Source organism: Mesorhizobium sp. Root554 (genome assembly GCF_001427025.1).
Lineage (GTDB): Bacteria > Pseudomonadota > Alphaproteobacteria > Rhizobiales > Rhizobiaceae > Mesorhizobium.
This window is the reverse complement of sequence record NZ_LMGA01000001.1, coordinates 1,172,855-1,198,330: the sequence shown is the minus strand read 5'-3', so window position 1 is coordinate 1,198,330 and position 25,476 is coordinate 1,172,855. Positions and strand designations below refer to the sequence as shown.

At 63.5% G+C, this 25,476-nt stretch carries 24 protein-coding genes and 1 tRNA gene; 16 read left to right on the top strand and 9 right to left on the bottom strand.

What is annotated here, in order from left to right:
• Nucleotides 1-42: 42 nt before the first annotated feature.
• A complete protein-coding gene (hspQ, locus tag ASD44_RS05810) occupies nt 43-366 on the bottom strand; it encodes a heat shock protein HspQ (RefSeq protein WP_056109735.1) in 324 nt (107 codons plus the stop codon).
• 123 nt (nt 367-489) lie between these two features.
• On the opposite strand from hspQ, the gene ASD44_RS05805 reads away from it, so the two are divergent.
• Complete coding sequence (locus ASD44_RS05805) at nt 490-1,452, top strand: AEC family transporter (RefSeq protein ID WP_056109733.1); 963 nt, start codon at nt 490-492, stop codon at nt 1,450-1,452.
• Here the strand turns inward: ASD44_RS05805 and ASD44_RS05800 are convergent.
• Nucleotides 1,426-2,640, bottom strand: coding sequence for a UbiH/UbiF family hydroxylase (locus ASD44_RS05800; RefSeq protein WP_056115516.1), 1,215 nt, complete (start codon nt 2,638-2,640; stop codon nt 1,426-1,428). The genes ASD44_RS05805 and ASD44_RS05800 overlap by 27 nt on opposite strands.
• A gap of 278 nt (nt 2,641-2,918) precedes the next feature.
• Here ASD44_RS05800 and pcsA point away from each other — a divergent pair, with 278 nt between their 5' ends.
• The 6 genes from pcsA to ASD44_RS05770 all read left to right on the top strand — a co-directional run bounded on the left by pcsA (nt 2,919) and on the right by ASD44_RS05770 (nt 9,588).
• A complete protein-coding gene (pcsA, locus tag ASD44_RS05795) occupies nt 2,919-3,728 on the top strand; it encodes a phosphatidylcholine synthase (RefSeq protein WP_244478726.1) in 810 nt (269 codons plus the stop codon).
• A 3-nt stretch (nt 3,729-3,731) separates the two neighbouring features.
• Entirely contained in the window at nt 3,732-4,709 is a 978-nt protein-coding gene (locus ASD44_RS05790; RefSeq protein WP_056109729.1) for a quinone oxidoreductase, read from the top strand.
• A 106-nt stretch (nt 4,710-4,815) separates the two neighbouring features.
• Nucleotides 4,816-6,393 carry an ABC transporter ATP-binding protein gene (locus ASD44_RS05785; protein ID WP_056109727.1) on the top strand — a complete coding sequence of 526 codons (1,578 nt, stop codon included), beginning with the start codon at nt 4,816-4,818 and terminating at the stop codon, nt 6,391-6,393.
• A complete protein-coding gene (locus ASD44_RS05780) occupies nt 6,393-7,520 on the top strand; it encodes an ABC transporter permease (RefSeq protein ID WP_200946403.1) in 1,128 nt (375 codons plus the stop codon). Before ASD44_RS05785 ends, ASD44_RS05780 begins: the two co-directional genes overlap by 1 nt.
• Complete coding sequence (locus ASD44_RS05775; RefSeq protein ID WP_200946402.1) at nt 7,507-8,481, top strand: ABC transporter permease; 975 nt, start codon at nt 7,507-7,509, stop codon at nt 8,479-8,481. The genes ASD44_RS05780 and ASD44_RS05775 overlap by 14 nt, the downstream gene beginning before the upstream one ends.
• A 39-nt stretch (nt 8,482-8,520) precedes the next feature.
• Nucleotides 8,521-9,588, top strand: coding sequence for a BMP family ABC transporter substrate-binding protein (locus ASD44_RS05770; RefSeq protein WP_056109721.1), 1,068 nt, complete (start codon nt 8,521-8,523; stop codon nt 9,586-9,588).
• Nucleotides 9,589-9,692: 104 nt separating this feature from the next.
• Here ASD44_RS05770 and rimO read toward each other — a convergent pair whose 3' ends face one another.
• From rimO to ASD44_RS05755, 3 genes are all read right to left on the bottom strand, one after another.
• Entirely contained in the window at nt 9,693-11,006 is a 1,314-nt protein-coding gene (rimO, locus tag ASD44_RS05765) for a 30S ribosomal protein S12 methylthiotransferase RimO (RefSeq protein ID WP_056109719.1), read from the bottom strand.
• A 106-nt stretch (nt 11,007-11,112) separates the two neighbouring features.
• The gene (locus ASD44_RS05760) at nt 11,113-11,766 is read right to left on the bottom strand and encodes a TerC family protein (RefSeq protein ID WP_056115513.1); all 654 of its coding nucleotides are present in this window, start codon (nt 11,764-11,766) and stop codon (nt 11,113-11,115) included.
• A 271-nt stretch (nt 11,767-12,037) separates the two neighbouring features.
• A tRNA-Ser gene (locus ASD44_RS05755) sits at nt 12,038-12,127 on the bottom strand.
• 304 nt (nt 12,128-12,431) lie between these two features.
• Here ASD44_RS05755 and ASD44_RS05750 point away from each other — a divergent pair.
• From ASD44_RS05750 to ASD44_RS05715, 8 genes are all read left to right on the top strand, one after another.
• Nucleotides 12,432-13,679 (top strand): septal ring lytic transglycosylase RlpA family protein, encoded by a 1,248-nt coding sequence (locus ASD44_RS05750; protein WP_056109717.1) that lies wholly within the window; start codon nt 12,432-12,434, stop codon nt 13,677-13,679.
• 135 nt (nt 13,680-13,814) lie between these two features.
• On the top strand, nt 13,815-14,948 hold the full coding sequence (locus ASD44_RS05745; protein ID WP_056115512.1) for a D-alanyl-D-alanine carboxypeptidase family protein: 1,134 nt from the start codon (nt 13,815-13,817) through the stop codon (nt 14,946-14,948).
• 74 nt (nt 14,949-15,022) lie between these two features.
• On the top strand, nt 15,023-15,691 hold the full coding sequence (tmk, locus tag ASD44_RS05740) for a dTMP kinase (protein ID WP_056109715.1): 669 nt from the start codon (nt 15,023-15,025) through the stop codon (nt 15,689-15,691).
• Nucleotides 15,688-16,743: a DNA polymerase III subunit delta' gene (locus tag ASD44_RS05735; protein WP_056109713.1), complete on the top strand. Its 1,056-nt coding sequence runs from the start codon at nt 15,688-15,690 to the stop codon at nt 16,741-16,743. Before tmk ends, ASD44_RS05735 begins: the two co-directional genes overlap by 4 nt.
• Before the next feature lie 81 nt (nt 16,744-16,824).
• Nucleotides 16,825-18,378 carry a methionine--tRNA ligase gene (gene metG / locus ASD44_RS05730; RefSeq protein WP_056109711.1) on the top strand — a complete coding sequence of 518 codons (1,554 nt, stop codon included), beginning with the start codon at nt 16,825-16,827 and terminating at the stop codon, nt 18,376-18,378.
• Nucleotides 18,378-19,172, top strand: a complete 795-nt coding sequence (locus ASD44_RS05725; protein WP_056109709.1) for a TatD family hydrolase — start codon at nt 18,378-18,380, stop codon at nt 19,170-19,172. Before metG ends, ASD44_RS05725 begins: the two co-directional genes overlap by 1 nt.
• A gap of 2 nt (nt 19,173-19,174) precedes the next feature.
• Nucleotides 19,175-19,993: an MBL fold metallo-hydrolase gene (locus ASD44_RS05720; protein ID WP_056109707.1), complete on the top strand. Its 819-nt coding sequence runs from the start codon at nt 19,175-19,177 to the stop codon at nt 19,991-19,993.
• Between the two features lie 15 nt (nt 19,994-20,008).
• On the top strand, nt 20,009-20,482 hold the full coding sequence (locus tag ASD44_RS05715; protein WP_056109705.1) for a YbaK/EbsC family protein: 474 nt from the start codon (nt 20,009-20,011) through the stop codon (nt 20,480-20,482).
• A 233-nt stretch (nt 20,483-20,715) separates the two neighbouring features.
• Here the strand turns inward: ASD44_RS05715 and ASD44_RS05710 are convergent, their stop codons facing one another.
• Together ASD44_RS05710 and ASD44_RS05705 are read right to left on the bottom strand one after the other, a co-directional pair.
• Nucleotides 20,716-21,369 (bottom strand): alpha/beta hydrolase, encoded by a 654-nt coding sequence (locus ASD44_RS05710; protein WP_056109703.1) that lies wholly within the window; start codon nt 21,367-21,369, stop codon nt 20,716-20,718.
• Nucleotides 21,370-21,534: 165 nt separating this feature from the next.
• A complete protein-coding gene (locus tag ASD44_RS05705; protein WP_056109701.1) occupies nt 21,535-22,191 on the bottom strand; it encodes a glutathione S-transferase family protein in 657 nt (218 codons plus the stop codon).
• A 246-nt stretch (nt 22,192-22,437) separates the two neighbouring features.
• On the opposite strand from ASD44_RS05705, the gene ASD44_RS05700 reads away from it, so the two are divergent.
• A complete protein-coding gene (locus tag ASD44_RS05700; protein ID WP_056109699.1) occupies nt 22,438-22,830 on the top strand; it encodes a GFA family protein in 393 nt (130 codons plus the stop codon).
• A gap of 27 nt (nt 22,831-22,857) precedes the next feature.
• Here ASD44_RS05700 and ASD44_RS05695 read toward each other — a convergent pair whose 3' ends face one another.
• Together ASD44_RS05695 and ASD44_RS05690 are read right to left on the bottom strand one after the other, a co-directional pair.
• Nucleotides 22,858-23,613, bottom strand: a complete 756-nt coding sequence (locus tag ASD44_RS05695; protein WP_056109697.1) for a heme ABC transporter permease — start codon at nt 23,611-23,613, stop codon at nt 22,858-22,860.
• A 67-nt stretch (nt 23,614-23,680) separates the two neighbouring features.
• On the bottom strand, nt 23,681-25,459 hold the full coding sequence (locus tag ASD44_RS05690; RefSeq protein WP_056109695.1) for a glucan ABC transporter ATP-binding protein/ permease: 1,779 nt from the start codon (nt 25,457-25,459) through the stop codon (nt 23,681-23,683).
• Nucleotides 25,460-25,476 lie beyond the last annotated feature (17 nt).

Genomic DNA, 25,476 nt, shown 5'->3' with positions numbered 1-25,476 from the left:
GCAAGAAAAAGGCTCCCCTGGGAGCCTTTTTCTTGTCTCTACTCAGTGCTTCAACTGTCCCTTCGGCTCGTAGCGGCCCTCGGGCGTCTTGTCGAAGAATTCGCGGATCTGCGGATGCCGGACCGGTTCACCGGACTCGTCCTCGAGCAGGTTCTGCTCCGAGACATAGGCGATGTACTCGGTCTCCGAATTCTCCGCCAGCAGATGGTAGAAGGGTTGGTCCTTGCGCGGGCGCACGTCCACCGGAATGGATTCATACCACTCGTCGGTGTTGGCGAATTGCGGATCGACGTCGAATATGACGCCGCGAAACGGGAACAGCCGATGGCGAACCACCTGTCCGATCGAGAACTTGGCTGACTTCATCTTACTCACCACTTGAATTTCTTATCTTATTTGGCGCACAGGGGCCTTTAGTTCAATCCCAAAGCGCTTGACGAAGCAGCAATCCGCGCGTTAGCGCCGGCTCTGGTTTCAGGCGATTGAGCAATGTCGGACGTTTTCGGTCTCGTACTTCCATTCTTCGGATTGATTTTCATCGGTTTCGTCGTGGCAAGAATTGCCCGGCAGCCGCTGGAAGCGCTCGGCTGGATGAACATCTTCATCATCTACGTCGCCCTGCCGGCCCTGTTCTTTCAGTTGCTGGCGAAGACGCCCTTCGAGCAACTGACCGAGTGGGGGTTCATCCTCGGCTCTGCCTTTTCCACCCTCATCATCTTCTCCACCATGTTCATCGGCTCCATGCTGGTCTCGCGCGGCGAGATCGCAGAATCGACGATCAAGGGCTTCGCCGCCTCCTACGGCAACATCGGCTATATGGGGCCGGGACTGGCGCTGCTGGCGTTCGGCGAGCAGGCGGCGGTGCCGGTGGCGCTGATCTTCTGCTTCGAAAACGTCATGCATTTCATCATTGCGCCGCTGCTCATGGCGGTGTCCGGCAAGGAGCAGACCTCGCTGCCGCAACTGGTGACGGACGTGCTGCGCAAGATATTCCTGCATCCGTTCATCATCGCCACCTTTTTCGGCATTGCAGCGGCCTATTTCCAGATCCAGCCGCCGCAGGCTGTCAATCTACTGCTCGACTACCTTGCCCGCGCGGCGGCGCCCTGCGCGCTGTTCGCGATGGGGGTCACGCTGGCGCTGAGGCCGCTGAAGCGCGTGCCGCCGGAGCTGGCGCCGATCGTCGTGCTGAAGCTGATCTGCCAGCCACTGCTTTGCTATGTGGTGCTGAGCTGGGTCGGAAATTTTTCCGAGACCTGGATGTTTTCGGCGGTGCTGCTGGCGGCTTTGCCGTCTGCCACCAACGTTTTCGTCATCGCCCAGCAATACAATGTATGGGTCCAGCGCGCCTCGGCCAGCGTGTTGATGACGACCTGCTTTTCGGTCATCACCGTGACGTGCCTGCTTTACATGATCCGCGCCGGCCTACTGCCGCCGGACCTGTTCCCGTAGCGATCCGAACAGCGCGGAAAGCCCGCTGCCGGGACGCAGCCCCTCGCGCATGAACAGGGCGCGCAGCGGCGCAATCCGGTCCAGCATGGCAAGACCGGCGCTTCGCGCCATCTGCGCCGGCAGCATGTCGGAGAGCAGCGAGGCGTTGAGCAGATTGACCGCGCCGCTGCGGGCCAGAATGTCGGGGCGGCGTTTCCGGTCATAGGCCGCCAAGGCATTGGAATCGCCGGGATCGGCTTGATTTTTCGACACGATTTCAATCAGATCGCTGACATCCCTGATGCCGAGATTAAGCCCCTGCGCGCCGATGGGCGGAAACAGGTGCGCGGCTTCGCCGACCAGCGCCACGCGGTTCTGGGCGAAACGGCGCGGCGCCGCCGCCGACAGCGGATAGACCTGCCGGCCCGGCTCGACCGTCACCCGCCCGAGCATGGACTGCATCTGCGTCTCGATGCGGCGCGACAGCGTTTCGTCATCCAGTTCCGCCAATTCGGCAGCCGTCTCCGGCTTGACCACCCAGACGAGGCTCGACCGGTCGCCGGGCAGGGGCACCTGCGTGAAGGGTCCGGTTTCGGTGTGGAACTCGGTCGAGGTGAAGCCGTGCCCGCGCGCGTGGCCGAAATTCACGACCAATGCCGCCTGCGGGTAGGCATGGTTGCTGACCTCGATGCCCGCGGCCTCGCGCGCCGGCGACATACGTCCGTCCGCCGCGACGGCGAGCGCTGCAACGTGCTCTTCGCCATTGGCGAGGATGGCCCGGACACGATCCGTCTCGAACGCCCAATGCGACACAAGCGCCTTGCTCCAGACTATGGCGGGGTGGGCGGACACCGCGTCGACCAGCGCCTCGACAAGCACCTTATTCGGCATGTTGAGGCCGAAATACGCCTCGTCGATCTCGCTGGCGCGGAATGTCACCACCGGACTGCGGACCAGCCGCCGCGTCGCATCCACGATGCGCATCACCTGCAAGGGCGCCGCCTTGCCTTCCAGGCGATCCAGCACGCCCAGCTTCGCCAGCATGGCGAGCGCGGGATTCATCAGCGCCGTTGTCCGGCCGTCCGTTCCCGCCGGTGCAGGCCCGGCAAGCACGACCGGAAACCCTGCATCGGCAAGTCCCAGCGCGGCAATCAGGCCGACAGGACCGGTGCCGGCGACGAGGATATTTGCTGTGCGAGGCTGTTCCACCGGCCATCCAATGCTGCGCGCCGGCAATCCGGCTTGTCATGGAGCATATAATGCGCTGGCCCTCGAACGATCAACGCGGCGATTTGAACAATCGCCTTACGTCGATAGTGCCGGGATATCGCTTGTGCGGGAAGCCGTGCTGCTATTAGTCTCTGGCGAAATTCGGGGAAAAAGAATGGCTGTGGCCGGAACGACCAGAAAGCTCATGCTCCCCAGGCGCCGTGCGCCTGCATCCTGCAATCCGCGAAACGGGTCCGTACGTCATGCCGGCGCCTGACGTGAAGAAGAAGCCACGGCTGCCCAAGGCGATATCGGAGCGCATTCCCCGACCGAAGAAAAAGGTGACGTGGCCGCAGGCGCGCGCCTTCTCGGTTCACCTTCTGACGGCATCCGGTTCCTTCCTCGCTTTCCTGTCGCTGGTGGCGGCGAGCGAGGAGCGGTGGACCGCGATGTTCTGGTGGCTCGGCCTTGCCCTGCTTGTCGACGGCATCGACGGTCCGGTCGCCCGCAAGCTGGAGGTCAAGGAAATCCTGCCGACATGGTCGGGCGAATTGCTCGACAACGTCATCGACTACGTGACCTATGTGATGATCCCGGCCTTCGCGCTCTACCAACGCGGCTTCATGGGCGAGGGGTTGTCGTTCCTCTCCGCGGCGATCATCGTGGTGTCGAGCGCCATCTACTATGCCGACACCGGCATGAAGACGAAGGAGAATTTCTTCAAGGGGTTCCCCGTCGTCTGGAACATGGTGGTGTTCACCCTGTTCGTCATCGAACCGGGTGAATGGGTTTCGTTCGCGGTCGTCGTCGTCGCCGGCATCCTCACCTTCGTTCCGGTTAATTTCATCCATCCGGTGCGCGTCATCCGCCTGCGGCCGATCAATCTCGGCATGACGCTCTTGTGGTGCGCCTTCGGCGGACTGGCGCTGGCGCAATCGGCGCTCGCGTCCTTCTACGACCAGATCGGCGTTCTGGGAGAGCAGGCCGGCATCTTCACCAAGGTCGGCATCACCATCACCGGCATCTATCTTTTCTGCATCGGCGGGGTGATGCAGCTATTTCCCAAACTCGGCGCGAAGAAGGCCTGATCCATGTCCAACGCTATACTCGTCCACGCCCATGGCGGTCCCGAAGCCATGGTCTATGGCTCCGCTGATCCGGGCAGGCCGGGCAACGGGCAGATCCTGGTCGAGCACAAGGCGATCGGGCTGAATTTCATCGATGTCTATTTCCGCACCGGCCTCTATCCGGCGCCGAACGGCCTGCCGATGACGCCCGGCGGCGAGGCGGCCGGCGTGGTCCTGGAAGTGGGAGACGGCGTCGACTGGCTGAAGGCGGGAGACCGTATCGCCTATGCCGTCAACATCGGCGCCTATGCCGATCGGCGTGTCATCGATGCGGCCAAGGTGGTCAAGCTTCCTGACGGGATAAGCTTCGAGCAGGCGGCGGCGATGATGCTCAAGGGCATGACGGCGGAATATCTTCTGCTGCGCACCTTCAAGGTCAAGCCCGGCGACACGATCCTCTATCATGCGGCAGCGGGCGGCGTCGGCCTCATCCTCGGCCAGTGGGCGAAACACCTCGGCGCCACCGTCATCGGCACGGCCGGCTCGGCCGACAAGATCGAACTGGCCAAGGCGCACGGCTTCGACCACGTCATCAATTACCGGGAGCAGGATTTCGTCGCCGAAGTGGCGTCGATCACCGGTGGCCGCAAATGCGACGTCGTCTACGATTCGGTCGGCAAGGATACGTTCGAAGGCTCGCTCGACTGCCTCAGGCCGCTCGGCCTGATGGCGCTGTTCGGGCAGTCGTCGGGGTCGGTGCCGCCGTTCAACCTCGGCATACTTGCCCAGAAGGGCTCGCTCTACGTCACCAGGCCGACCCTGTTTGTCTACAATGCGCGTCGGGATGACCTCGAAAAATCCGCCGCCGCGCTGTTCGACGTGGTCAAGAGCGGCGCGGTCAAGATCAAGATAAACCAACGCTATGCGCTCAAGAATGCGGCCCAGGCGCATGCTGACCTGGAGGGCCGCAAGACGACGGGGACGACGGTTCTTATCCCTTGAGTTTTCGCTGAAATTCTTGAAGCTCTTTCAAGTGGCTGCTGCTTTGCGTGTTAGGGCCTGCGTGCCTACGATGCCATCGGGAACACAGAACATATCTGGGAAACAGATGGGAGGCACTGTGAGTGCACATCACGACGCCGAGACTCTGCTCGAAGTCCGCGGGCTGACGAAGATATTCGGCACGCTCAAAGCCTGTGACAATGTCGATCTCAATATCGCCAAGGGCGAAATCCATGCGCTGCTTGGCGAAAACGGCGCCGGCAAATCGACGCTGGTGAAGATGTTGTTCGGCTCGCTCGAACCGTATTCCGGCCAGATCCTGTGGCAGGGCCAGCCGGTCGCGATTACCAGCCCGGGCGTTGCCAAGAAACTCGGCATCGGCATGGTCTTCCAGCATTTCTCCCTGTTCGAGGCGCTGAGCGCGGCGGAAAACATCGCGCTGTCGCTGGATGATGGCGCGCCGATCGGCCAGATCGCCGCCAAGGCGAGGGCTCTTTCCTACAGCTACGGGCTGCCGCTCGATCCGGATTCACTGGTCGGGGACCTTTCGGTCGGCGAACGACAGCGCATCGAGATCATCCGCTGCCTGCTGCAGACCCCGCAACTCATCATTCTCGACGAGCCGACCTCGGTGCTGACCCCGCAGGAGGCGGACAAGCTGTTCGAAACGCTGGAACGGCTGCGTGCCGAGGGCAAATCCATCCTCTACATCTCGCATCGTCTCGAGGAGGTGAAGCGCATCTGCGACCGCGCCACCGTTTTGCGGCACGGCAAGGTGGTCGGCCATTGCAATCCGCGCGAAGAGACGGCGGCCTCTCTGGCGCGCATGATGGTCGGCAGCGAGGTCAAAAGCGTCGTGCGGGCACCTTTGGAAGGGATCGCCCAGGCGCAGACCCTGCTGGAAATCAACGGGCTGAGCCGCAAGCCGGCGACCCCCTTTTCCGTTCCGCTGACGAACATCCGGCTTGCCGTCAGGGCAGGCGAGGTCATCGGCATCGCCGGCGTCGCCGGCAACGGCCAGGGCGAATTCTTCGAAGCCATTTCCGGCGAAGCAAGACAGTCGGATGCCGCCGCCGTGCGCATTCGCGGCAAGGATGCAGGCAGGCTCGACATCACCGGGCGCCGGCTTCTGGGCGCGGCCTTCGTGCCGGAAGAGCGGCTCGGCCACGGGGCAGCCCCGCGCATGAAGCTTTCGGAAAACCTGCTGCTTTCGCGCCATGCCACCGACGGCAAGGCTTTCGTCGGCACTGGCGGGGTGACGAAAAGCGCTTCGATCTACAATGCCGCGCAGCGCATCATCGAGGTGATGGATGTGCGCAAAAGCGCTCCCGATCCGGAGGCCGCCGCCCTTTCCGGCGGCAATCTGCAGAAATTCATCGTCGGGCGTGAGCTCGACCGCAGCCCCGCCGTGATGGTCGTCAACCAGCCGACATGGGGCGTCGACGCCGGCGCCGCCGCGCATATCCGGCAGGCCCTGATCGAACTGGCGCGGGCGGGATCGGCGGTTCTTGTCATCAGCCAGGACCTCGACGAGTTGTTCGAGATCTCCGACGCGATCGCCGTCATGCACAATGGCACGCTGTCCGCGCCCATGCCGGCCGCCGAAGCTACCTTGGAAAAGATCGGGCTGCTGATGGGTGGCGCCGAACCCGGCCATGCGCCGCATGAAGGGGAGGCGGCCTGATGCGCATCGAACTCATCAAGCGCCCTCAGCGCTCGGCGCTGTTCAGCGTCGTATCGCCCTTCATCGCCTTGGGCCTGACGGTCGTGGTCGGGGCAATCATGTTCGCCCTGCTCGGCAAGAACCCGGTCATGGCGCTGTACTACTACTTCATCGATCCGCTGCTGGAGGTTTGGTCCTGGCACGAGCTGGCGATCAAGGCGGCCCCGCTGATCCTGATCGGCGTCGGCCTTGCCATCTGCTTCCGCTCCAACAACTGGAATATCGGGGCGGAGGGACAGCTGATCATCGGCGCGATTGTCGGTTCGATCATCCCGGTCATGTTCCCCGATTTCCAGACCTGGCTGACGCTGCCGCTCATGCTGTTGATGGGCATCGTGGGCGGCGCGGCCTATGGCGCCATCCCTGCCTTCCTGAAAACGCGCTTCAACACCAACGAAATCCTGACCAGCCTCATGCTTGTCTATGTCGCGCAGCTGGTGCTCGACTGGGTGGTGCGTGGACCGTGGCGCGATCCCAAGGGCTTCAATTTCCCGCAGACGATCCAGTTCAGCCCGGCGGCGACGCTGCCCGAGATCATGCCGATGTCCGGCCGCGCCAACTGGGGCTTTGTCTTCGCCATCGTCGCCGCGCTTCTGCTCTGGTTCATGCTGTCGCGCATGCTGAAGGGCTTCGAAGTCCGGGTGCTCGGCCAAAGTCCGCGGGCAGGGCGCTTCGCCGGCTTCTCCTCGTCCAGGATGGTGTTCTTCGCCTTCCTCATCTCCGGCGGTCTCGCCGGGCTGGCCGGCATTTCGGAAGTGTCGGGGGCCATCGGCAAGCTGCAGCCGACGATCTCGCCCGGTTACGGCTTCACCGCCATCATCGTGGCGTTCCTCGGCCGCCTGAATCCGCTCGGCATCATCTTCTCCGGGCTGCTCCTGGCGCTCACCTATCTCGGTGGCGAGGCCGCGCAGATATCGCTCGGCGTCTCCGACAAGGTCGTGCGCGCCTTCCAGGGCATACTCCTGTTCTTCGTGCTCGCCGCCGATACGCTCATCCTCTACCGGATCAGGCTCGTGAGACCTGTGGCCAAGACGATGGAAACCGCGCCCTCGCCGGCGCCTGTGGAGGTTACCCATGGGAATGCTTGAAGCGATCCTGCTGACGATCGCAACCGCCTCCACGCCATTGCTGATCGCCGCACTCGGCGAACTGGTGGTCGAGCGCTCCGGCGTTCTCAATCTCGGCACCGAGGGCATGATGCTGATGGGCGCCGTCACCGGCTTCGGCGTCGCCCTTTCCACCGGCTCGCCGTGGCTCGGCGCGCTGGCCGCCATCCTCGTCGGCGCGGTGTTCTCGCTGCTGTTCGGCATATTGGCGCTGTCCTTCGTCACCAACCAGGTCGCGACCGGCCTGGCATTGACGCTGCTCGGCACCGGTTTCTCCGGCATGCTCGGCGTTGGCTTCGTCGGCCAGCCGGGGGTGCGGATGACGAATATCTATATTCCGGGCCTTTCGGACCTGCCGCTTGTGGGGCGGTTGCTGTTCGGCCAGGACCCGCTTTTCTACCTGTCCATCGTGCTGGTCATCGCCGTCTCATGGTTCCTGTTCCGCACCCGCGCCGGCCTCACCCTGCGCGCCGTCGGCGACAATCACGGCTCGGCGCATGCGCTCGGCATCTCGGTCATCGGCATCCGCTATCTCGCGGTGATGTTCGGCGGCGCCTGCGCCGGTCTGGCGGGGGCGCAGCTTTCGCTGGTCTACACGCCGCAATGGGTGGAGAACATGACGGCCGGGCGCGGCTGGATCGCGCTGGCGCTGGTGGTGTTCGCCTCCTGGCGGCCATGGCGGGTTCTGGCAGGCGCCTATCTGTTTGGCGCCATCACCATTGCGCAGCTGCATATACAGGCGATCAACCTTGGCGATTTGTCCTTCCTGCCGGGTCCGCTCTACGCGCTGGCGGCCGGCGTAAAATCCCTGCCCAGCCAGTTTCTTTCTGCGCTGCCCTATCTGGCCACGGTGCTCGTTCTTGTTCTAATCTCGCGCAATAAGCGGCTCACGATGATGAACACGCCGGCATCGCTCGGCAGCGCCTTCGTGCCGGACAGGTAAGGGATCTAAAAGACTATGGGACACCAGAGAGGTAACACAATGAAGAAAACCATGATCGCCCTGGCCGCCGCGGCCGCCATGGCGTCGCTGACAGCCGGAGCGCAGGCACAGGAAAAGCTGAAGGCGTGCTGGGTCTATGTCGGCCCGATCGGCGATTTCGGCTATTCCTACCAGCACGACCAGGGCCGGCTGCAGGTCGAGAAGGAACTCGGCGACAAGGTCGAGACGTCCTACCTCGAAAACGTGCCGGAAGGACCGGATTCCGACCGCGCCTTCGAGCGCCTGGCCCGCGAAGGCTGCAAGATCATCTTCGGCACGTCCTTCGGCTTCATGGATTCCATGGTCAAGGTCGCCGCCAAGTTCCCGGACATCAAGTTCGAGCACGCCACCGGCTACAAGAAGTCCGACAATCTGGCCATCTACAACGCCCGCTTCTACGAAGGCCGCTACATTCTCGGCCAGATCGCGGCGAAGGAATCGAAGAAGGGCCTGGCCGGCTACATCGTGTCCTTCCCCATTCCCGAAGTCGTCATGGGCATCAATTCGTTCATGCTCGGCGCGCAATCGGTCAATCCCGACTTCAAGATCAAGATCGTCTGGGTGAATTCCTGGTTCGATCCGGGCAAGGAAGCGGACGCCGCCAAGGCGCTCTTCGACCAGGGCGCCGACATCATCGTCCAGCACACCGACTCGACCGCCGCCCTGCAGGTCGCCGAAGAGCGCGGCCTTAAAGGCTTCGGCCAGTCCTCCGATATGGCCAAGTTCGCGCCCAAGGCGCAGATGACGGCCATCGTCGACGACTGGGCTCCGTACTACCTCGAGCGTGTCAAGGCGGCGCTGGACGGCAGCTGGAAGACCTCCGACACCTGGGGCGGCATCAAGGATGGCGAAGTCGTGATGTCGCCTTACGCCAACATGTCGGATGAAACCAAGAAGATGGCCGAGGAAACCGAAGCCAAGATCAAGGGCGGCTGGAACCCCTTCACCGGCCCGGTGATGAAGCAGGACGGCTCCGAGTTCCTCAAGGACGGGCAGGTCGCCGACGACGCCACGCTTCTCGGCATGAACTTCTACGTCAAGGGCGTGGACGACAAGCTGCCGCAGTAAGTTCGTCGGCATGACAAATTAAAGGGCGCCTTCGGGCGCCCTTTCTCGTTCCGTTGCCGACCGGAACGTATCAAGCGTTCCGGTTGCGCTTCATTCGAACGGTTCTAGACCGCCGCGCCGTAGAGGTCGTAGGCGTCGGCGCGGTCGATCTTGACGGTGACGATGTCGCCTGACCGCAGCGGCCGCCGCGACTGGATATGCACCGCGCCGTCGATTTCCGGCGCGTCGTACCGGGTGCGGCCCCTGGCGACGTTCCCATGCGCCTCGTCGATGATGACCGGCAGGCGCTTGCCGACCTTCTTCGCCAGCTGAACAGCCGAAATCTTCTGCTGGCGCTGCATGAAGCGGTGCCAGCGCGCTTCCTTGATGTCCTCGGGCACCTGTTCGAGGCCGAGTTCGTTCGAGCGGGCGCCGCCCACCGGCTCGTATTTGAAGCAGCCGGCCCGGTCGATTTTTGCTTCGTCCAGCCAATCGAGCAGCATCTCGAAATCCTCGTCCGTCTCGCCGGGGAAGCCGACGATGAAAGTCGAGCGGATGGCGAGGTCGGGGCAGATGTCGCGCCAGGAGCGGATGCGGTCCAGCGTCTTTTCGCCATGCGCGGGACGGCGCATGTTCTTCAGCACCCGCGGCGACGCGTGCTGGAACGGTATGTCGAGATAGGGGAGAATCCGGCCGTCCGCCATCAGCGGGATGACGTCGGCGACATGCGGGTATGGGTAGACGTAGTGCATCCGCACCCAGACGCCGAGCTTGCCGAGTTCCTCGGCGAGGTCGAGGAATCTGGCGCGGATCTCGCGCTCCTGCCAGATGCTGGTCTGGTATTTGATGTCGACGCCGTAGGCGCTGGTGTCCTGCGAGATGACGAGGATTTCCTTGACGCCTGCCTTGGCCAGCTTTTCCGCCTCGCGCAGCACGTCGGCCGCCGGACGGGAAACGAGATCGCCACGCAGGGCAGGGATGATGCAGAAGGTGCAGCGGTTGTTGCAGCCTTCGGAAATCTTCAGATAGGCGTAGTGGCGCGGCGTCAGCTTGACGCCCTGCGGCGGCACCAGGTCGACATAGGGATCGTGCTGCGGCGGCGCGGCCTCATGCACCGCGGCCATGACGCTCTCATAGGCCTGCGGCCCGGTGATGGCCAGCACATTGGGATGCTTCTCGCGGATCAGCTCCGGCGTGGCTCCCATGCAGCCGGTGACGATCACCTTGCCGTTTTCCTTCAGCGCGGTGCCGATGGCGTCGAGCGACTCGGCGCGGGCGGAATCCAGAAAGCCGCAGGTGTTGACGACGACAAGGTCGGCGCCGTCATGCTTGCGCGCGATCTCGTAGCCTTCGGCGCGCAGGCTGGTGAGGATGCGTTCTGAATCGACGAGCGCTTTCGGGCACCCGAGGCTGACGAAGCTGACGCGTGGGGCGGTCATTGCAAATTTCCGGCCATTGAAACGAGGCGGCGCAGTATCACAGTTCCGGCCGCATGGATACGGCCGGAACGACGGAGGCAAGCCTGCTTGCGAAAACGCTGAGCGCTCAATTCACCGCGTTGTTGACGTGCGGCAGGATTTCGATCCAGCCGCGATAGACCATGTCGAGCGCGACATAGAGGATGATCAAAAGGCCGATATAGGCGATCCAGCGGAAGCGATGCAGGAGACGGGCGATGAAAGTGGCGGCAAGGCCCATCAATGCGATGGACAGCACAAGGCCGATGATCAGCACGGCGAAATGGTCGCGCGCCGCGCCGGCCACCGCCAGCACATTGTCCAGCGACATGGAGACGTCGGCGATGACGATCTGCGTTGCCGCCTGGCGCAGGGTCTTGCGCGGCGTCTTGCCGGTGGCGTCGCCGGCGTAGTTGGAATTGGACAGGGCTTCGGTGGCTTCGTGCTCCTCTGCGTGCGACGTGCGCAGTTCGCGCCACATCTTCCAGCACACCCACAGAAGCAGGATGCCGCCAACCAGGAGCAGGCCAAGGATGGCGAGCAATTGTACGGTGACCGCCGCAAACAGGATGCGCAGGACCGTCGCCGCGATGACGCCGATGAGGATGGCCTTCTTGCGCTGTTCGACGGGAAGCCCGGCGGCGGCAAGGCCGATGACGATGGCATTGTCGCCTGCCAGCACCAGATCGATGGCGATGACCTGAAGGAGGGCTGAAAAACCCGGGCCGGTGAAAATCTCCATCATGTGGAAAACCCTCCTTTCGATGTCTAGATTTGCGTAACTCGTCGCCTAACGTGCGCACTTCCTCCACGTCAAGCATTCATCGCGACATCAAACAAAAAAGCCGCGCGGGACGAGGGTTTTCCGGGGTTTTTGGCCAGCCAGGCTTGGCAACCGCCATAAATGGCGCATGGAAGAGACGGAGTTCGAACTTTCGTCCAGCCGGCGATTGCCCGCCCGCCGTTCAGGCCGCCCCATGGAGCATGGAGCGAATTGGCTGAGATACGGAAACTGGCGGAGGGAGTGGGATTCGAACCCACGGTGGGCTCGCACCCACGCCGGTTTTCAAGACCGGTGCCTTAAACCGCTCGGCCATCCCTCCGGACTGCTGCTGTATGCGTGAAGCGCTTCGGCTTTTCAAGGCGCTTGCAAAAGGGTGTTCAAGGCGCTTGCCGGGAAGCGGGCCGCACGCCTTGACGGGCTGCCGGTCCAATCCGATGCTGTCGGACGGCCGGAACGGGGCGGAACGCCACAATATCGCCGGTTTCTCGCCGCAATCGATTAATAGCGTGCTAAACAATTCCTGCGCAAAAGGGATATGGGGTTGAGCGCTGGATTGCCGGGAATAGCTTGCCTCCGCTTGTGTTTCGTGTAGCGGCGTCGGGACTGTAGGGGACAATCACAAAATGCAGGTTTTGGCGCGCCCGCGTCTTCGTCGCGCATCGGCCTTCGTTCTCGTTGCGGCCTCCGCCGCGCTGCTGGCCGCCTGTGCGACCCCGCAGCCCAAGGGCATGGTCAACACCAAGAGCCGCTCGAAGGAATATTTCGCCGAATCCGAATATGGCGTGAAGGCCAGCCCGCGCGTCACGAATGCCCGCTATGGCATCAAGCGCGGCGGCGGCCGGGACCAGCTCGGCAAGCCCTATCAGGTGCGGGGCAAGTGGTATTACCCCAAGGAAGACCGGAAGTATTCAAAGGTCGGTTCGGCCTCCTGGTATGGCGACGCTTTCCATGGCCGGCTGACGGCGAATGGCGAAATCTACGACGTCAGCCATCTGACGGCGGCGCATCCGACCATGCCGCTGCCGAGCTATGCGCGGGTGACGAACATGGCCAATGGCAGTTCGGTCATCGTGCGGGTGAACGATCGCGGTCCGTATCATGACGGGCGCATCATCGACCTGTCGAAGCGCGCCGCCGAAATGCTGGACTATGCCCATAGCGGCACAGCCAGGGTCAAGGTCGACTATGTCGGGCGCGCGCCGCTGGACGGCCATGACGACCAGTATCTGATGGCATCCTACCAGACGGGCAACAAGCCTCTGGATCCGTCGGTCGGTCTGCCCACCGGGGTGATGATCGCCATGAACGGCGCAACGCCAAGCGCGGCGCCTGGCGGCGCCGGCGCGGTTCCGTTCCCGGGCCAGCTCTCCAATTCGCGCGGCGAGGCTGCCTTCCAGCCAATGCTGGCGGCGCAGGCTCCCGCCGCTGGCGAGCTGACGCTGCCCGATTTCGGCCCGATCGCGCCGGAGCGTCCCGACCTCGGCGGCCGCCAGCCGCCGTTCGCCGTCGCGTCGCTTTCCTATGCCGATGAGCGCGTCGGCAGCGCCGCGCAGGCTTTCGCCGCCATGGAGAGAAGCGCCATGTCGTCCTCCGACATCGTCGCTTCGTGGAAGCGGGCCAACCCCGGCGATGCGCGCATCGACAACACGGGCGAATATGTCGCCGTCGGCACCTATGAGGATGCCGCGCAGGCGGAACGCATGGCCAATGCACTTTCCGGCATCGGCAAGGCCGCGATCGACAAATCCGGGACGGACGGCCACGCCTGGTATTCCGTCAGCCTTCGCCCCGACGGCCGGCGCAGCATCGACGCCATGCTCGAAGCCGCCTGGTCCAGCGGCGCGGCCGACGCACTCGTCGTGCGGGACTGACGCGGCGGCTTCCTGGCAAAGTCTCACCTGTTGCCCGGCTCGCCGAGCGCCTGCTAGGCTGCGTGGGGCGAAACATGGAGCCGGGGAGGGCGCATCGCAGTGAGCAACAGTGGCCGCAGATCGATCGCGGTGATCATGGCTGTGCTGACTCTGATGCTGGTTGCGACGGCGGATGCCCACGCGCAGCTTTTCGAAACCAAGGCGGCCCACGCCTTCATGATCGACGCCGAAACCGGCGCGGTGCTTTTCTCCAAGGACGCCGACGCACTGATCCAGCCGGCGTCGCTGGCGAAGCTGATGACGGTCGAGATGGCCTTTGCGGCGCTCAAGTCCGGGCGCTTCACATTAGACAGCACCTTCGTGGTCAGCGAACATGCGTGGCGCACCGGCGGCGCGCCGTCGGGCACATCGACCATGTTCGCGGCGCTCAAATCGTCGATCCGGCTCGAAGACCTGATTCAGGGGATCACCGTGCAGGCCGCCAATGACGGCTGCATCATCGTCGCCGAGGGGTTCGCCGGCTCGGAGGATAATTTCGCCCGCCAGATGACCGAGCGGGCGCGCGTCATCGGCCTGCAGAAATCGACCTTCGTCAACGCGACCGGGCTTCCGGGCGCAGGCCAGCAGACTTCGGTGAGGGAACTTGCGCTGTTGGCGCTGCATCTGTGGCGGGAATATCCGAACCTGTACCGCTACTATGCCGGCAAGGACTTCACCTGGAACAAGATATTGCAGCGCAACCGCAATCCGCTGCTTTCCGCCGATATCGGCGCGGACGGCCTAGCGGTCGGCGCCAGCGACCAGGACGGCTTCGGCATCGTTGGCTCGGCGCAGCAGGGAAATCGCCGCGTGATCGTCGCCATGAGCGGGCTGGCGGACGACCGGGAGCGGGCCGAGGAAGCGCGCAAGCTGGTCGACTGGGGCCTGCATTCCTTCGACAGGAAGACGATATTCGGCGACGCTGAAATCGTCGGCCAGGCGCAGGTGTTTGGCGGGGCGAAGTCGGAGGTGGGACTGAAAGCGAAAGGTCCGGTCGAGATTTTCCTCCCGGTCGGCAACCAGGACAGCCTGACGGCGCGCATCGTCTACAACGGTCCCTTGGCGGCGCCGGTGGAGGAGGGCCAGCCGGTCGGTTCGCTGCGCGTGACGATCGGCGACACGCTGAGCCAGGAGGTGCCGTTGTTCGCAGCCGAGACGGTGGAAACCGGTTCGCTGCCGCGCCGCGCGATGGACGCCGCGAAAGAGCTTGCAGTGGGCTGGCTGCGCTAGTTCGATTGGTCTCCTGCGTGGACCTTGCGGCGAGTCAGGGCTAAGACGGTCCGGTGAAACTTCAGGGTCCGGCATTGGCGAACGGTTTTTTCCTCACATTCGAGGGCGGTGAAGGCGCCGGCAAGTCGACGCAGATCCAGCGTCTTGCGGCAAAACTGCGCGCCAAGAAATACGATGTCGTGGTGACGCGCGAACCTGGCGGCTCGCCGGGGGCCGAGGCCGTGCGGCACGTGCTTCTTTCCGGCGCGGCCGAACCGTTCGGGCCGAAAATGGAGGCGCTGCTGTTCGCCGCCGCCCGTTCCGACCATGTTGAGCAGGTCATCCGCCCGGCGATCGGGCGCGGCGCGATCGTCCTGTGCGACCGGTTCATGGACTCCTCCCGGGTCTATCAGGGCGTCACCGGCGGGCTGGATGAAGATTTCATGGATCTCCTGGAGCGCATCGCCGTCAACGGCATGGCCCCGGACCTGACGCTGATCCTCGACCTCGACCCGCAAGAGGGGCTGCGCCGTGCGACCGTGCGCCGGAATCAGGAACAGCCGGATCGTTTCGAGAAGGAAACGCTCGCCATCCATCAGCGCCGCCGCGAGGCTTTTCTGGCAATTGCGCATAACGAACCGGAACGCTGCGTCGTGATCGACGCTTCTCGTACTCCGGAGGAGGTCGAGGATGCCGTCACCGACGCGGTGTTCGCCGCTCTGGAAAGCAAACTCGCGGGGAAAAAGCAGGCGGCGTCGGCATGATTTTCGAACGCATCGCGCCCGAGCAGCACGACACGCTGGACGGTGTTGCCGAACCGTCGGAAAACCCGCGCCTGGTGGGGCAGGCGCAGGTGGCCGATATGCTGGCCGCCGCCTACCGCTCTGGAAAGCTGCCGCACGCCCTCATCCTGGCCGGGCCGGTGGGTATTGGCAAGGCGACGCTCGCCTTCCATGTGGCGCATCATGTCCTCAAGCATCCGCACGCCGAGGCAGCGCCTGAACGGCTGGCCGTGCCCGATCCCGCGTCGGGGCTTTTCCGCCAGATCGCGACAGGGGCGCATCCGTCGGTCCTGCATCTGACCCGGCCGCTGAACGACAAGACGAAGACATTCAAGAGCGTGGTGACGGTCGACGAAATCCGCAAGGTCAGCCAGTTCCTGTCGCTGACCTCGCACGACGGCGGCTACCGGGTGGTCATCATCGATCCGGCCGACGACATGAATGTCAATGCTGCCAATGCCTTATTGAAGAATCTTGAGGAGCCGCCTTCAAGAACGCTGTTCATTCTCGTCGTCCATGCGCCGGGCAGCCTGCTGCCGACAATCCGGTCGCGTTGCCAGATGATCCGGATATCGCCGCTGGACAGGGACAGTCTTTTCGAAGTGCTGGAGACCATAGAGCCGCCGCCGCCCGAAGACGCCGCGGCACGCACGGCGCTCGCCGAGCGGGCAGGGGGCAGCGTGCGCGCCGCCGTCCTGCTGACCCAGTATGGCGGGCTGGAGATCGCATCCGCGCTCGACCGGCTGGTGGCTTCGAAGCGACCGGACATTGCCGGCGCGCACCGCCTTGCCGATGCGGTGGCGGGCCGTGACCAGGCGATCCCGTTCGATATCTTCAACAGCCATGCACTCGCGCTTCTGGAAACCGCCGCAAGCGAGGCGGCTGCTTCAGGGGCGCTTGGCCGCGCCAAAACGCTGTCCGACACTTGGCATGAGGCGCGCCAGGCTATAGTTGAGACCGAGACATACAATCTCGACAAGAAGCAGCACGCCTTGACGATGATCGACCGCCTGAACTCTGCGATGCGAATGTGATGCGTCCGGCGCGGGATGGCGTTCGCCTTTCCGATGCGATATCCACCGCTGCATTCCTTCAGATATTCATGACGGCATTCCATGTCCCGCGAAAAATTCTACATTACCACCGCCATTTCCTACCCGAACGGCAAGCCGCATATCGGCCATGCCTATGAGCTGATCGCGACCGACGCGCTGGCGCGCTTCCAGCGCCTGGACGGCAAGGACGTGTTCTTCCTCACCGGCACCGACGAGCACGGCATCAAGATGCTGCAAACGGCCAAGAAAGAGGGCATCTCGGCGCGCGAACTGGCGGACCGCAACGCGGTCGAGTTCAAGCGCATGGCGACGGCGCTGAACGCGTCGAACGACGACTTCATACGCACCACCGAGAAGCGCCACTACGAGGCCTCCCAGGCTATCTGGAAGGCGATGGCCGCCAATGGCGACCTCTACAAGGGCGGCTATGCCGGCTGGTACTCGGTGCGCGACGAAGCCTATTACGGAGAGGAAGAAACCGAGGTCCGCGCCGACGACGTGCGCTACGGTCCGCAGGGCACGCCGGTCGAATGGGTGGAGGAGGAGAGCTATTTCTTCCGGTTGTCGGCCTATCAGGACCGCCTGCTGGCGCTTTATGAGAACCAGCCCGATTTCATCGGCCCCTCGGAACGCCGCAACGAGGTCGTCAGCTTCGTCAAATCCGGGCTGAAGGATCTGTCGATCTCCCGCACCACGTTCGATTGGGGCGTGCCGGTGCCGGGCGACGAGAAGCATGTCATGTATGTGTGGGTCGATGCGCTGACAAACTACATCACGGCAGCCGGCTATCCAGATGAAAAAGCAGAGAAATGGGATTTCTGGCCTGCCAATGTCCATATCATCGGCAAGGACATTGTGCGCTTCCACGCTGTCTACTGGCCGGCGTTCCTGCTGTCGTCCGGCATCGAGTTGCCGAAGCGCGTCTTCGGCCACGGCTTCCTGTTCAACCGCGGCGAGAAGATGTCGAAATCCGTCGGCAACGTCATCGATCCTTTCACGATGGTCGAGCACTACGGCCTCGACCAGGTGCGCTATTTCTTCCTGCGCGAAGTGCCGTTCGGGCAGGACGGCAGCTACAGTCACGAGGCTATCGTCAACCGGACCAATGCCGACCTGGCGAACGATCTGGGCAATCTGGCGCAGCGGTCGCTGTCGATGATCGCCAAGAACTGCGCAGGCGTCGTGCCACGGCGCGGCGAGTTGGCGGAAGCCGATCGTGCCGTCCTGTCCCAGGCCGACGCGGCGCTGGTCACCGCGCGAAAGGCGATGGCGGAGCAGGGCATCCATCTGGCGCTGGCCGCCATCTTCGGCGTCGTCGCCGAGGCGAACCGCTATTTCGCCGCGCAGGAGCCGTGGGCGCTGAAGAAGACCGACCCGGCGCGGATGGAAACCGTGCTGTGGACGACGGCCGAGGTGATCCGCCGCGTCGGCATATTGTGCCAGCCCTATATCCCGGGTTCCGCGGCCAGGCTGCTCGATACGCTGGCGGTGCCGGAAGAGGAGCGCAGCTTTGCGCACGTCGTGGACGCGCACGCGCTGGTGGCCGGAACGCCGCTGCCGGCGCCGCAGCCGGTGTTCCCGCGCTATGTCGAGCAGGCCGAGGGCAGCGCCTGATGCTGGTCGATAGTCACTGCCATCTCGATTTTCCGGATTTCGCCGAGGAGCGGGCGGCCGTTGTCGCCCGTGCCCGCGCCGCCGGTGTTGGGCGGATGGTGACGATCTGCACGCGTGTGAAGCGTTTCCAGCAGGTGCTTGAAACAGCAGAATCTTTCGACGAAGTCTATTGTTCGGTCGGCACGCATCCGCACAACGCTGCCGAGGAGCCGGACGTGATGGTCGGCGAGCTTGTCGAGTTGTCCGGCCATCCGAAGGTTGTGGCGATCGGCGAAGCGGGGCTGGACTACCACTATGACGGCGCGCCGCATGATGTTCAGGCCAAGGTGTTCCGCACTCACATCGCGGCGGCCCGCGAAACCGGCCTGCCGCTGGTCATCCATGCGCGCGATGCCGACGACGACATGGCGGCCATACTGGAGGACGAGACAGGGAAGGGCGCCTTCCCGTTCATCCTGCACTGCTTTTCGTCCGGCCGCAGGCTGGCGGAAATCGGCGTGGCGCTGGGGGGCTATGTCTCGTTCTCCGGCATCCTGACTTTCAGGAACTCCGAGGAATTGCGTTCAGTCGCGGCGAATGTTCCGCATGACCGGTTGCTGGTGGAGACCGACGCGCCCTATCTCGCGCCCGTTCCGCATCGTGGCAAGCGCAACGAACCGGCATTTGTCGCCGACACCGCCCGTGTGCTGGCCGAGACAATAGGGGTGAATGCGGACGAGGTTGCCGCCATCACCACGGACAATGTCTTCCGTCTGTTCAAGAAGATGCCGCGCGCCGGCACGCCGGACGCCTGAGCGTGACGGACCTGCTGCGCCTGACGATCCTTGGCTGCGGTTCTTCGCCTGGCACGCCGCGGCTGACCGGCGACTGGGGCAATTGCGACCCGGTCGATCCAAGAAACCGCCGCATGCGCTGCGCCGCGCTGGTGGAACGCATCAAGCCGGATGGCCGTCGCACCACCGTCGCCATCGACACCGGCCCCGATTTTCGCGAGCAGATGCTGCTGGCGAAGGTGACGCACATGGATGGCGTGGTCTATACGCACCCGCACGCCGATCATATTCACGGCATCGACGATCTGCGCAGCTTCGTCCTGACACAGCGCAAGCTCGTGGACATTTTTGCCGACGAACCGACGCTGGAGCGCCTGCGCGCCGCGTTCGGCTATTGCTTCGAGACGCCAGCCGGCAGTTCCTATCCACCCATCCTCATGGCCCACACGATCGACCATGCCAGGCCGGTGCGCGTGGAAGGAGAGGGGGGTCCCCTCACCTTCGAGCCGCTGCCGCAAATCCATGGCGACATCGTCTCGCTTGGTTTTCGCATCGGCCCGCTGGCCTATTGCCCCGATGTCAGCGACTTTCCCGCTGCGACGGCCGAGAAGCTGCAAGGGTTGGATGTGCTGGTGATCGATGCGCTGCAATACCGCCCGCATCCCAGCCATCTGTCGCTGGCGGAAGCGCTGGAGTGGATTGGCCGGTTGCAGCCGCGCCGCGCGATCCTGACCCATATGCATATTCCGCTCGACTACGCGACAGTGGCCGCCGAGACGCCGGCAAACGTCGAGCCGGCCTATGACGGCATGACGATCGAAATTCCATATGAATCAAACTGATGGACGAGATTTCTTATGGCTGGCAGCATTGAACGTGTGACGCAGGCTGCTGTCGCCGCAGGCCTCGAAATCGAGATCCTGCGGATGGGCGCTTCGACGCGCACCGCCGAAGATGCCGCGCTCCAGTGCGGCTGCAGCGTGGCGCAGATCGTCAAGTCATTGATCTTCCAGGGTGAATCCAGTGGGAAACTCTATCTCTTCCTGGTCGCTGGCAACAACCGGCTCGATATCGGTAAAGCAGCCTCGTTGGCAGGCGAAGCGCTGAAGCGGGCCGATCCGCGCCACATACGCGACGAAACCGGCTTCGCCATCGGCGGCGTTTCGCCGATCGGCCACCTGATTGTCATTCCGGCGTTTGCCGACGAGACGCTTCTTGGCTTCGATCAGGTCTGGGCCGCCGCCGGGGCGCATGACGCTGTATTCTCAGCCGAGCCGCGCGCGCTGCTGGCTGCCGCGCATGCGCGCGCAGCCGATCTCGCCGCGGCTTGAGCAGCCGGCGTGTCGGGGACGGACGAGCAGACGGAGACGAAAGGAGCCAAACCGTTGCAGGGCAAGCCATTTCGGGCGCGGTCTGCATCCGTGTAAGTTCCATAATCTATCTTATGCGACTTATGCGTAAGCGCCGGGATTGCTTCTTCAACTGCGGTGTAACCCCTCTACCCGACGTCATAGCGCCGCGCCGCCAACCGGGATTGACCGCCAATGGCCAGGCAGTGCCTCGATCAGACTTGAGCCAGCAATATTTCCGCCAAGGCTTCCGGCTCCAGCCGAGCAATGTTGTGCCCGCAATTCAAGGCGACTGTCGACCACGCAGGGTCAGCGCTTAATCGTTGATAGAGATCGAGGAACGGACTTCCTTCCCATCCATGTGCGCCAATGAAGATTTTTTGGCGCACCTCGCGCCAGCGTCTGCTGAGACTGATCGACTGAAGAAACGTTCCCATCGGATGCGGCCGGCATCGCGTCTCCAGATGCGGCGGCGGCATGCAATTCAATCCGTCGGCCCTGGCGCCAGCCACGAAAACGTCTCGAAAACGGGACGTCGTCAGCGACCAGACGGAATCGCCGGATTCGGGGACATAGGCGTCGATATAGACCAATGCTCGAATGCGGGCCGGTTCGGCATCCGCGGCGCCGCTGACGACCATGCCGCCGTAGGAGTGTCCAGCCACGACCAGATCGTCATCATGCGCCTTAACCGCGCTGATGGCTTCTTTTATGTGAGTGTCGAGATTGGCCGTTGGGGCGGGAATATCGCCGAGACCCGACAGAGTAATAGGCAGTGCTTTATGCCCGCGCGCGGTGAGGATGCTTGCGACTTTCTCGAAAGCCCAACCGCCCTGCCAGCCTCCGGGTATCAAGATGAAAGTCGCCATTCGCCGATCCCTGATTCACGTTCGCGAACTCTAACGCCCTCCTTGGCGAAAATGGAGCCGTTCGACCAATAGGATGCAACACCCTGCCCGCGCTGCGTAGGGCTTCGGCTGGAGCGGCGGGCCACGATCGTTCTGGAATGATGCGCGGTCGTCTTCGGCGTTGCTCTAGATGGCTGCTTTCGGCCCGTCCGCGAAAACCGCCAGTTGGGCGGCGAAAGCACGCTTGAAGGCAGGCCTCGCTTCGGCGCGGGCGATATAGGCGGCGAGGTTCGGGTATTCCTCCAGCAGGCCGGATGGACGCAGCCTGGCCAGAACATGCACCATCATCAAATCCCCTGCGCTGAAGGCGCCGTCCAGCCAGTCGGCATCGCCAAGGCGAACTGAGAGTTCGCGCAGCCGGTCACGGATGCGGTCCTTGACGAGCGGCAAGCGTTGTTCGAACCAGGGCTTGTCCCCCTCCCCGAATTTGAGGGTCTGCAGTTCGAGGATTGGCGGCTCCACTGTGCTGACCGCGGCAAACATCCAGGTGATCGCCCGCGCGCGCGCGTTGGCATCGTCCGGCAGCAGGCCCGTATGGCGCTGCGCAATATGGAATATGATGGATCCGGACTCGAACAGAGCGAGATCGCCTTCTTCATAGGTCGGAATCTGGCCGAAAGGATGCAGCGCACGATGCGCCGGCTGCTTCAACTCTTTGAATGAAACGAGACGAACGTCGTAAGGCTGTCCCACTTCTTCGAGCGCCCAGCGAACGCGCATGTCACGCGCCAGTCCCTGGCCGCGGTCGGGAGAGCTTTCAAAGGCGGTAATGGTGGGGATCATTGGAATGCTCCGAGGGATTGCGTGACGTCACCCAGCGCAACGTGGCGGGTCAAGATCTGTTTCCGCATCTCTTCATCCTTCTTTCGAGTGGGGCATTCAAAGGACGCAAGACGAGGTGGAATTCCGACATACACCGGAAAAAATGAGTGGATTCCTGCAGGGGATCACATGAAGGTTGATCCCTACCCCTGCAGAATTAGGCAGGCGCCGGCAAATTATGGGCGGCCAGGATAGAGGAGACGCGGTATGGACCGATTCACTGGCGGGTGCCTTTGCGGCGATGTCCGGATTGTCGCGGCGGGGCGCCCGTATCGCGTGGGCGTTTGCCATTGCCTCGATTGCCGCAAGCATCATGGGGCGCTTTTTTACGCCGCCGCGGTGTTCCCCCAGGATGCAGTGACGATTGCGGGCGAAACACGAGACTATGCAGGGCGGTTTTTCTGTCCGCGCTGCGGCTCCTCCGTCTTCGCTCGCAGCGGCGACGAGATCGAGGTGCATCTGGGGTCGCTGGATGCGCCGGACCAGTTGGTGCCGACCTACGAAAGCTGGATCATCCGCCGCGAGTCCTGGCTGCCGCCATTTCCGTTGACGAGACGCTACGAGCGCGATCGCGAGGCAGCGGGCCGCTCCGAGGGGTAGGCCGCAGGATCAATAGCCGCTTGGGGTCTATGCTTCGGCGTTGCGCGCCGCCAGCCGGCGCATGGACGTCACCCGCCGCCGGCGGATTTCCGTCCGCATCGCCGTCATGTGCAGGACGAAGAAGAGTACGGTGAAGCCCGCGGCCATCACCAGCAGCGGCCACAGGAGGCTGGGGGCGATGGTCGGGCCATCGAGGCGGAACACCGACGCCGGCTGATGCAGCGTATTCCACCAATCGACCGAGAACTTAATGATCGGCACGTTGATGAAGCCGACCAGGGTGATGACGGCTGCGGCCCAGGCCGCCCTGCCCGCATCGTCGAGCGCCCGCGTCAGTGCGATGATGCCGAGATACATCAGGAACAACACGAAGACCGATGTCAGTCGCGCATCCCAGACCCACCATGTGCCCCACATCGGCTTGCCCCATATGGAGCCGGTCACAAGGGCGAGCGCGGTGAACACGGCGCCGATCGGAGCGGCGGCCTTCAGCGCGACATCCGCCAGCGGATGACGCCAGACCAGCGTGCCGAGCGCGGAAATCGCCATCAGCGTGTAGCACATCATCGACAGCCAGGCGAAAGGCACATGGATGTACATGATGCGGACAGTGATGCCCTGCTGGAAATCCTCCGGCGCGGCGAAGCTCATATAGAGCCCAATGGCGAGCAAGGCGGCGGCCACGACAGACAGCCATGGCACCAGCCTGTCGGCCAGCGCCATGAAGCGGGTCGGGTTTGCTATGCTGCTCCAGCCTGCAGAGCCTGCGCTTGTATCGCTCATGGGCCTCTAGATAGCCCTGCACGCACAAGACGGCAATTGCGCTCTTTGATCGCGGGCTGCCCGAAGGTCAGGCAGCCGCGTCCTGAACAGGCGACAGGCGGCTGAGACGGCGGACCTCTTCGTCGTTGAGCAGGCCGCCGGCGCGCAGCAGCGAGGCAAAGCGGCCGTTGCGCAGCGAGAGCTCGGCGAAGCCGCCCATCTCGATGATCTTGCCCTTGTCCATGAACACGACGAGATCGGCATCGCGGACCGTCGTCAGACGGTGTGCAATGATGAACGTCGTGCGGTCACGGCGCAGATCGTCGATGGCCTCCTTGACGCGGCCTTCGGTTTCCACGTCGAGCGCGCTGGTCGCTTCGTCGAGCACCAGAATGGGCGAATCCTTCAACACGGCGCGCGCGATGGCGATGCGCTGGCGTTCGCCGCCCGAAAGCTGGCCGCCACGCTCGCCGACGACCGTGTCATAGCCTTCGCTCTTGGAGAGGATGAAATCCTGTGCGACGGCGGCCTGCGCCGCGGCGTGGATATCCTCATAGTTGGCTTCGGCACGGCCGATACGAATGTTCTCCTCGATCGACCGGTTCAACAAGCCGGCGTCCTGGAAGACGGTGGCAATCGAATTGCGCAGCGACTTGCGGGTCACCGTGCGGGTGTCGATGCCATCGATCAGGATGCGGCCGCGCTCCGGGTTGTGGACGCGCTGCAGCAGGTTGATGAGGGTCGTCTTGCCGGCGCCCGTCGGGCCGACAATGGCAACCGTCTGGCCGGCATGAACCTCGAAGGAAACATCGTCGACGCCCTGCCCCGAATTCGGGAACTCGAAGCCGACATTCTCGAAACGGACATGGCCGGTGACGTTGCCGAGGTCGCGCAGATCGGCAGGCTCGGCCTCGTCGACGGCGGAATCCTCGAGCTTGTAGAAATCCTCGAGCTTGGCGCGCGCTTCGGAAATCTGGTTCACGAAGGCGGAGACCTGGTCGAGACGGGCGATCAGCAGCGTGGCAAAGCCGGTGAAGGCGATGACGTCGCCGATGCGCAGTTGGCCATGCGTGACCAGATAGGCGCCGATCAGCAGCACGACCATCATCGAGACCGTCGACGACAGCCGATGCATGGCGCTGGCGAAAGCCCACCAGTCGAGTACCGGATTCTGTGCGTTGAGAAGATCCTTCACGTAGCGCTTCAGCGTCTCGGTCTCGTGACCGATCCGGTTATAGCTCTGGAGGACGGCGACGTTGGAGACGGAGTCCGTCACATGGGCGAACACGGTATGATAGTGACGCTCGACGCTCGCCTGCCCTTCCTTGGTCTTGCGCATGACAAGCCGGCCAATGCCGAAATAGAGCACGCCGAGAACCAGCAGCACCAGGGACATGCGGACGTCCAGTGCCAAGGCGGTCGGGATGAGCAGGACCAGCGCAACGGCGGTCGACAGGTGCTGGCGCATGAATTCCAGCCACAGGCTGAACAGCGCTTCCACCGCGCGCAGCAGCGTGTGCAGGGAATTGGACGTGCCGCGGCGATGATGCCACGAGAGCGGCATGGTGATGACGCGCTCGAAGGAATCGCAAAGCACTTCCGTGCGGCGCTTGTGCGCGAAACGGTCGGCGCCGCGGGCAACGAGGACAAAGGCGATGATGTTGAAGACACCCAGCCCGGCCCACATGGCCAGCGGTCCGAAGGCGCCGGTCTTGTCCGAAATCGCGTCGATGACGCGGCCGAACATGATCGGCTCCAGGATGGTCACGACGGCAAGCGTTACGTTGGCCAGGCAAATAAAAGCGACCCGCTTCTTGTCGGAAGCGAGATAGCCCAGCGCTCTCCAGTATATTTGCAAAAGGGACACTCGGTTACTCCGCGTAT

Coding starts and splice junctions, on each gene's coding strand:
- ASD44_RS05745 (WP_056115512.1), top strand. CDS start 13,815: ATGGCTGTGCTGACTCTGATGCTGGTTGCGACGGCGGATGCCCACGCG.
- rimO (WP_056109719.1), bottom strand. CDS start 11,006: ATGACCGCCCCACGCGTCAGCTTCGTCAGCCTCGGGTGCCCGAAAGCG.
- ASD44_RS05785 (WP_056109727.1), top strand. CDS start 4,816: ATGGGAGGCACTGTGAGTGCACATCACGACGCCGAGACTCTGCTCGAA.
- ASD44_RS05700 (WP_056109699.1), top strand. CDS start 22,438: ATGGACCGATTCACTGGCGGGTGCCTTTGCGGCGATGTCCGGATTGTC.
- ASD44_RS05760 (WP_056115513.1), bottom strand. CDS start 11,766: ATGGAGATTTTCACCGGCCCGGGTTTTTCAGCCCTCCTTCAGGTCATC.
- ASD44_RS05805 (WP_056109733.1), top strand. CDS start 490: ATGTCGGACGTTTTCGGTCTCGTACTTCCATTCTTCGGATTGATTTTC.
- ASD44_RS05710 (WP_056109703.1), bottom strand. CDS start 21,369: ATGGCGACTTTCATCTTGATACCCGGAGGCTGGCAGGGCGGTTGGGCT.
- ASD44_RS05735 (WP_056109713.1), top strand. CDS start 15,688: ATGATTTTCGAACGCATCGCGCCCGAGCAGCACGACACGCTGGACGGT.
- ASD44_RS05695 (WP_056109697.1), bottom strand. CDS start 23,613: ATGAGCGATACAAGCGCAGGCTCTGCAGGCTGGAGCAGCATAGCAAAC.
- ASD44_RS05715 (WP_056109705.1), top strand. CDS start 20,009: ATGGCTGGCAGCATTGAACGTGTGACGCAGGCTGCTGTCGCCGCAGGC.
- ASD44_RS05780 (WP_200946403.1), top strand. CDS start 6,393: ATGCGCATCGAACTCATCAAGCGCCCTCAGCGCTCGGCGCTGTTCAGC.
- metG (WP_056109711.1), top strand. CDS start 16,825: ATGTCCCGCGAAAAATTCTACATTACCACCGCCATTTCCTACCCGAAC.
- ASD44_RS05750 (WP_056109717.1), top strand. CDS start 12,432: ATGCAGGTTTTGGCGCGCCCGCGTCTTCGTCGCGCATCGGCCTTCGTT.
- ASD44_RS05705 (WP_056109701.1), bottom strand. CDS start 22,191: ATGATCCCCACCATTACCGCCTTTGAAAGCTCTCCCGACCGCGGCCAG.
- ASD44_RS05775 (WP_200946402.1), top strand. CDS start 7,507: ATGGGAATGCTTGAAGCGATCCTGCTGACGATCGCAACCGCCTCCACG.
- ASD44_RS05725 (WP_056109709.1), top strand. CDS start 18,378: ATGCTGGTCGATAGTCACTGCCATCTCGATTTTCCGGATTTCGCCGAG.
- hspQ (WP_056109735.1), bottom strand. CDS start 366: ATGAAGTCAGCCAAGTTCTCGATCGGACAGGTGGTTCGCCATCGGCTG.
- ASD44_RS05790 (WP_056109729.1), top strand. CDS start 3,732: ATGTCCAACGCTATACTCGTCCACGCCCATGGCGGTCCCGAAGCCATG.
- ASD44_RS05770 (WP_056109721.1), top strand. CDS start 8,521: ATGAAGAAAACCATGATCGCCCTGGCCGCCGCGGCCGCCATGGCGTCG.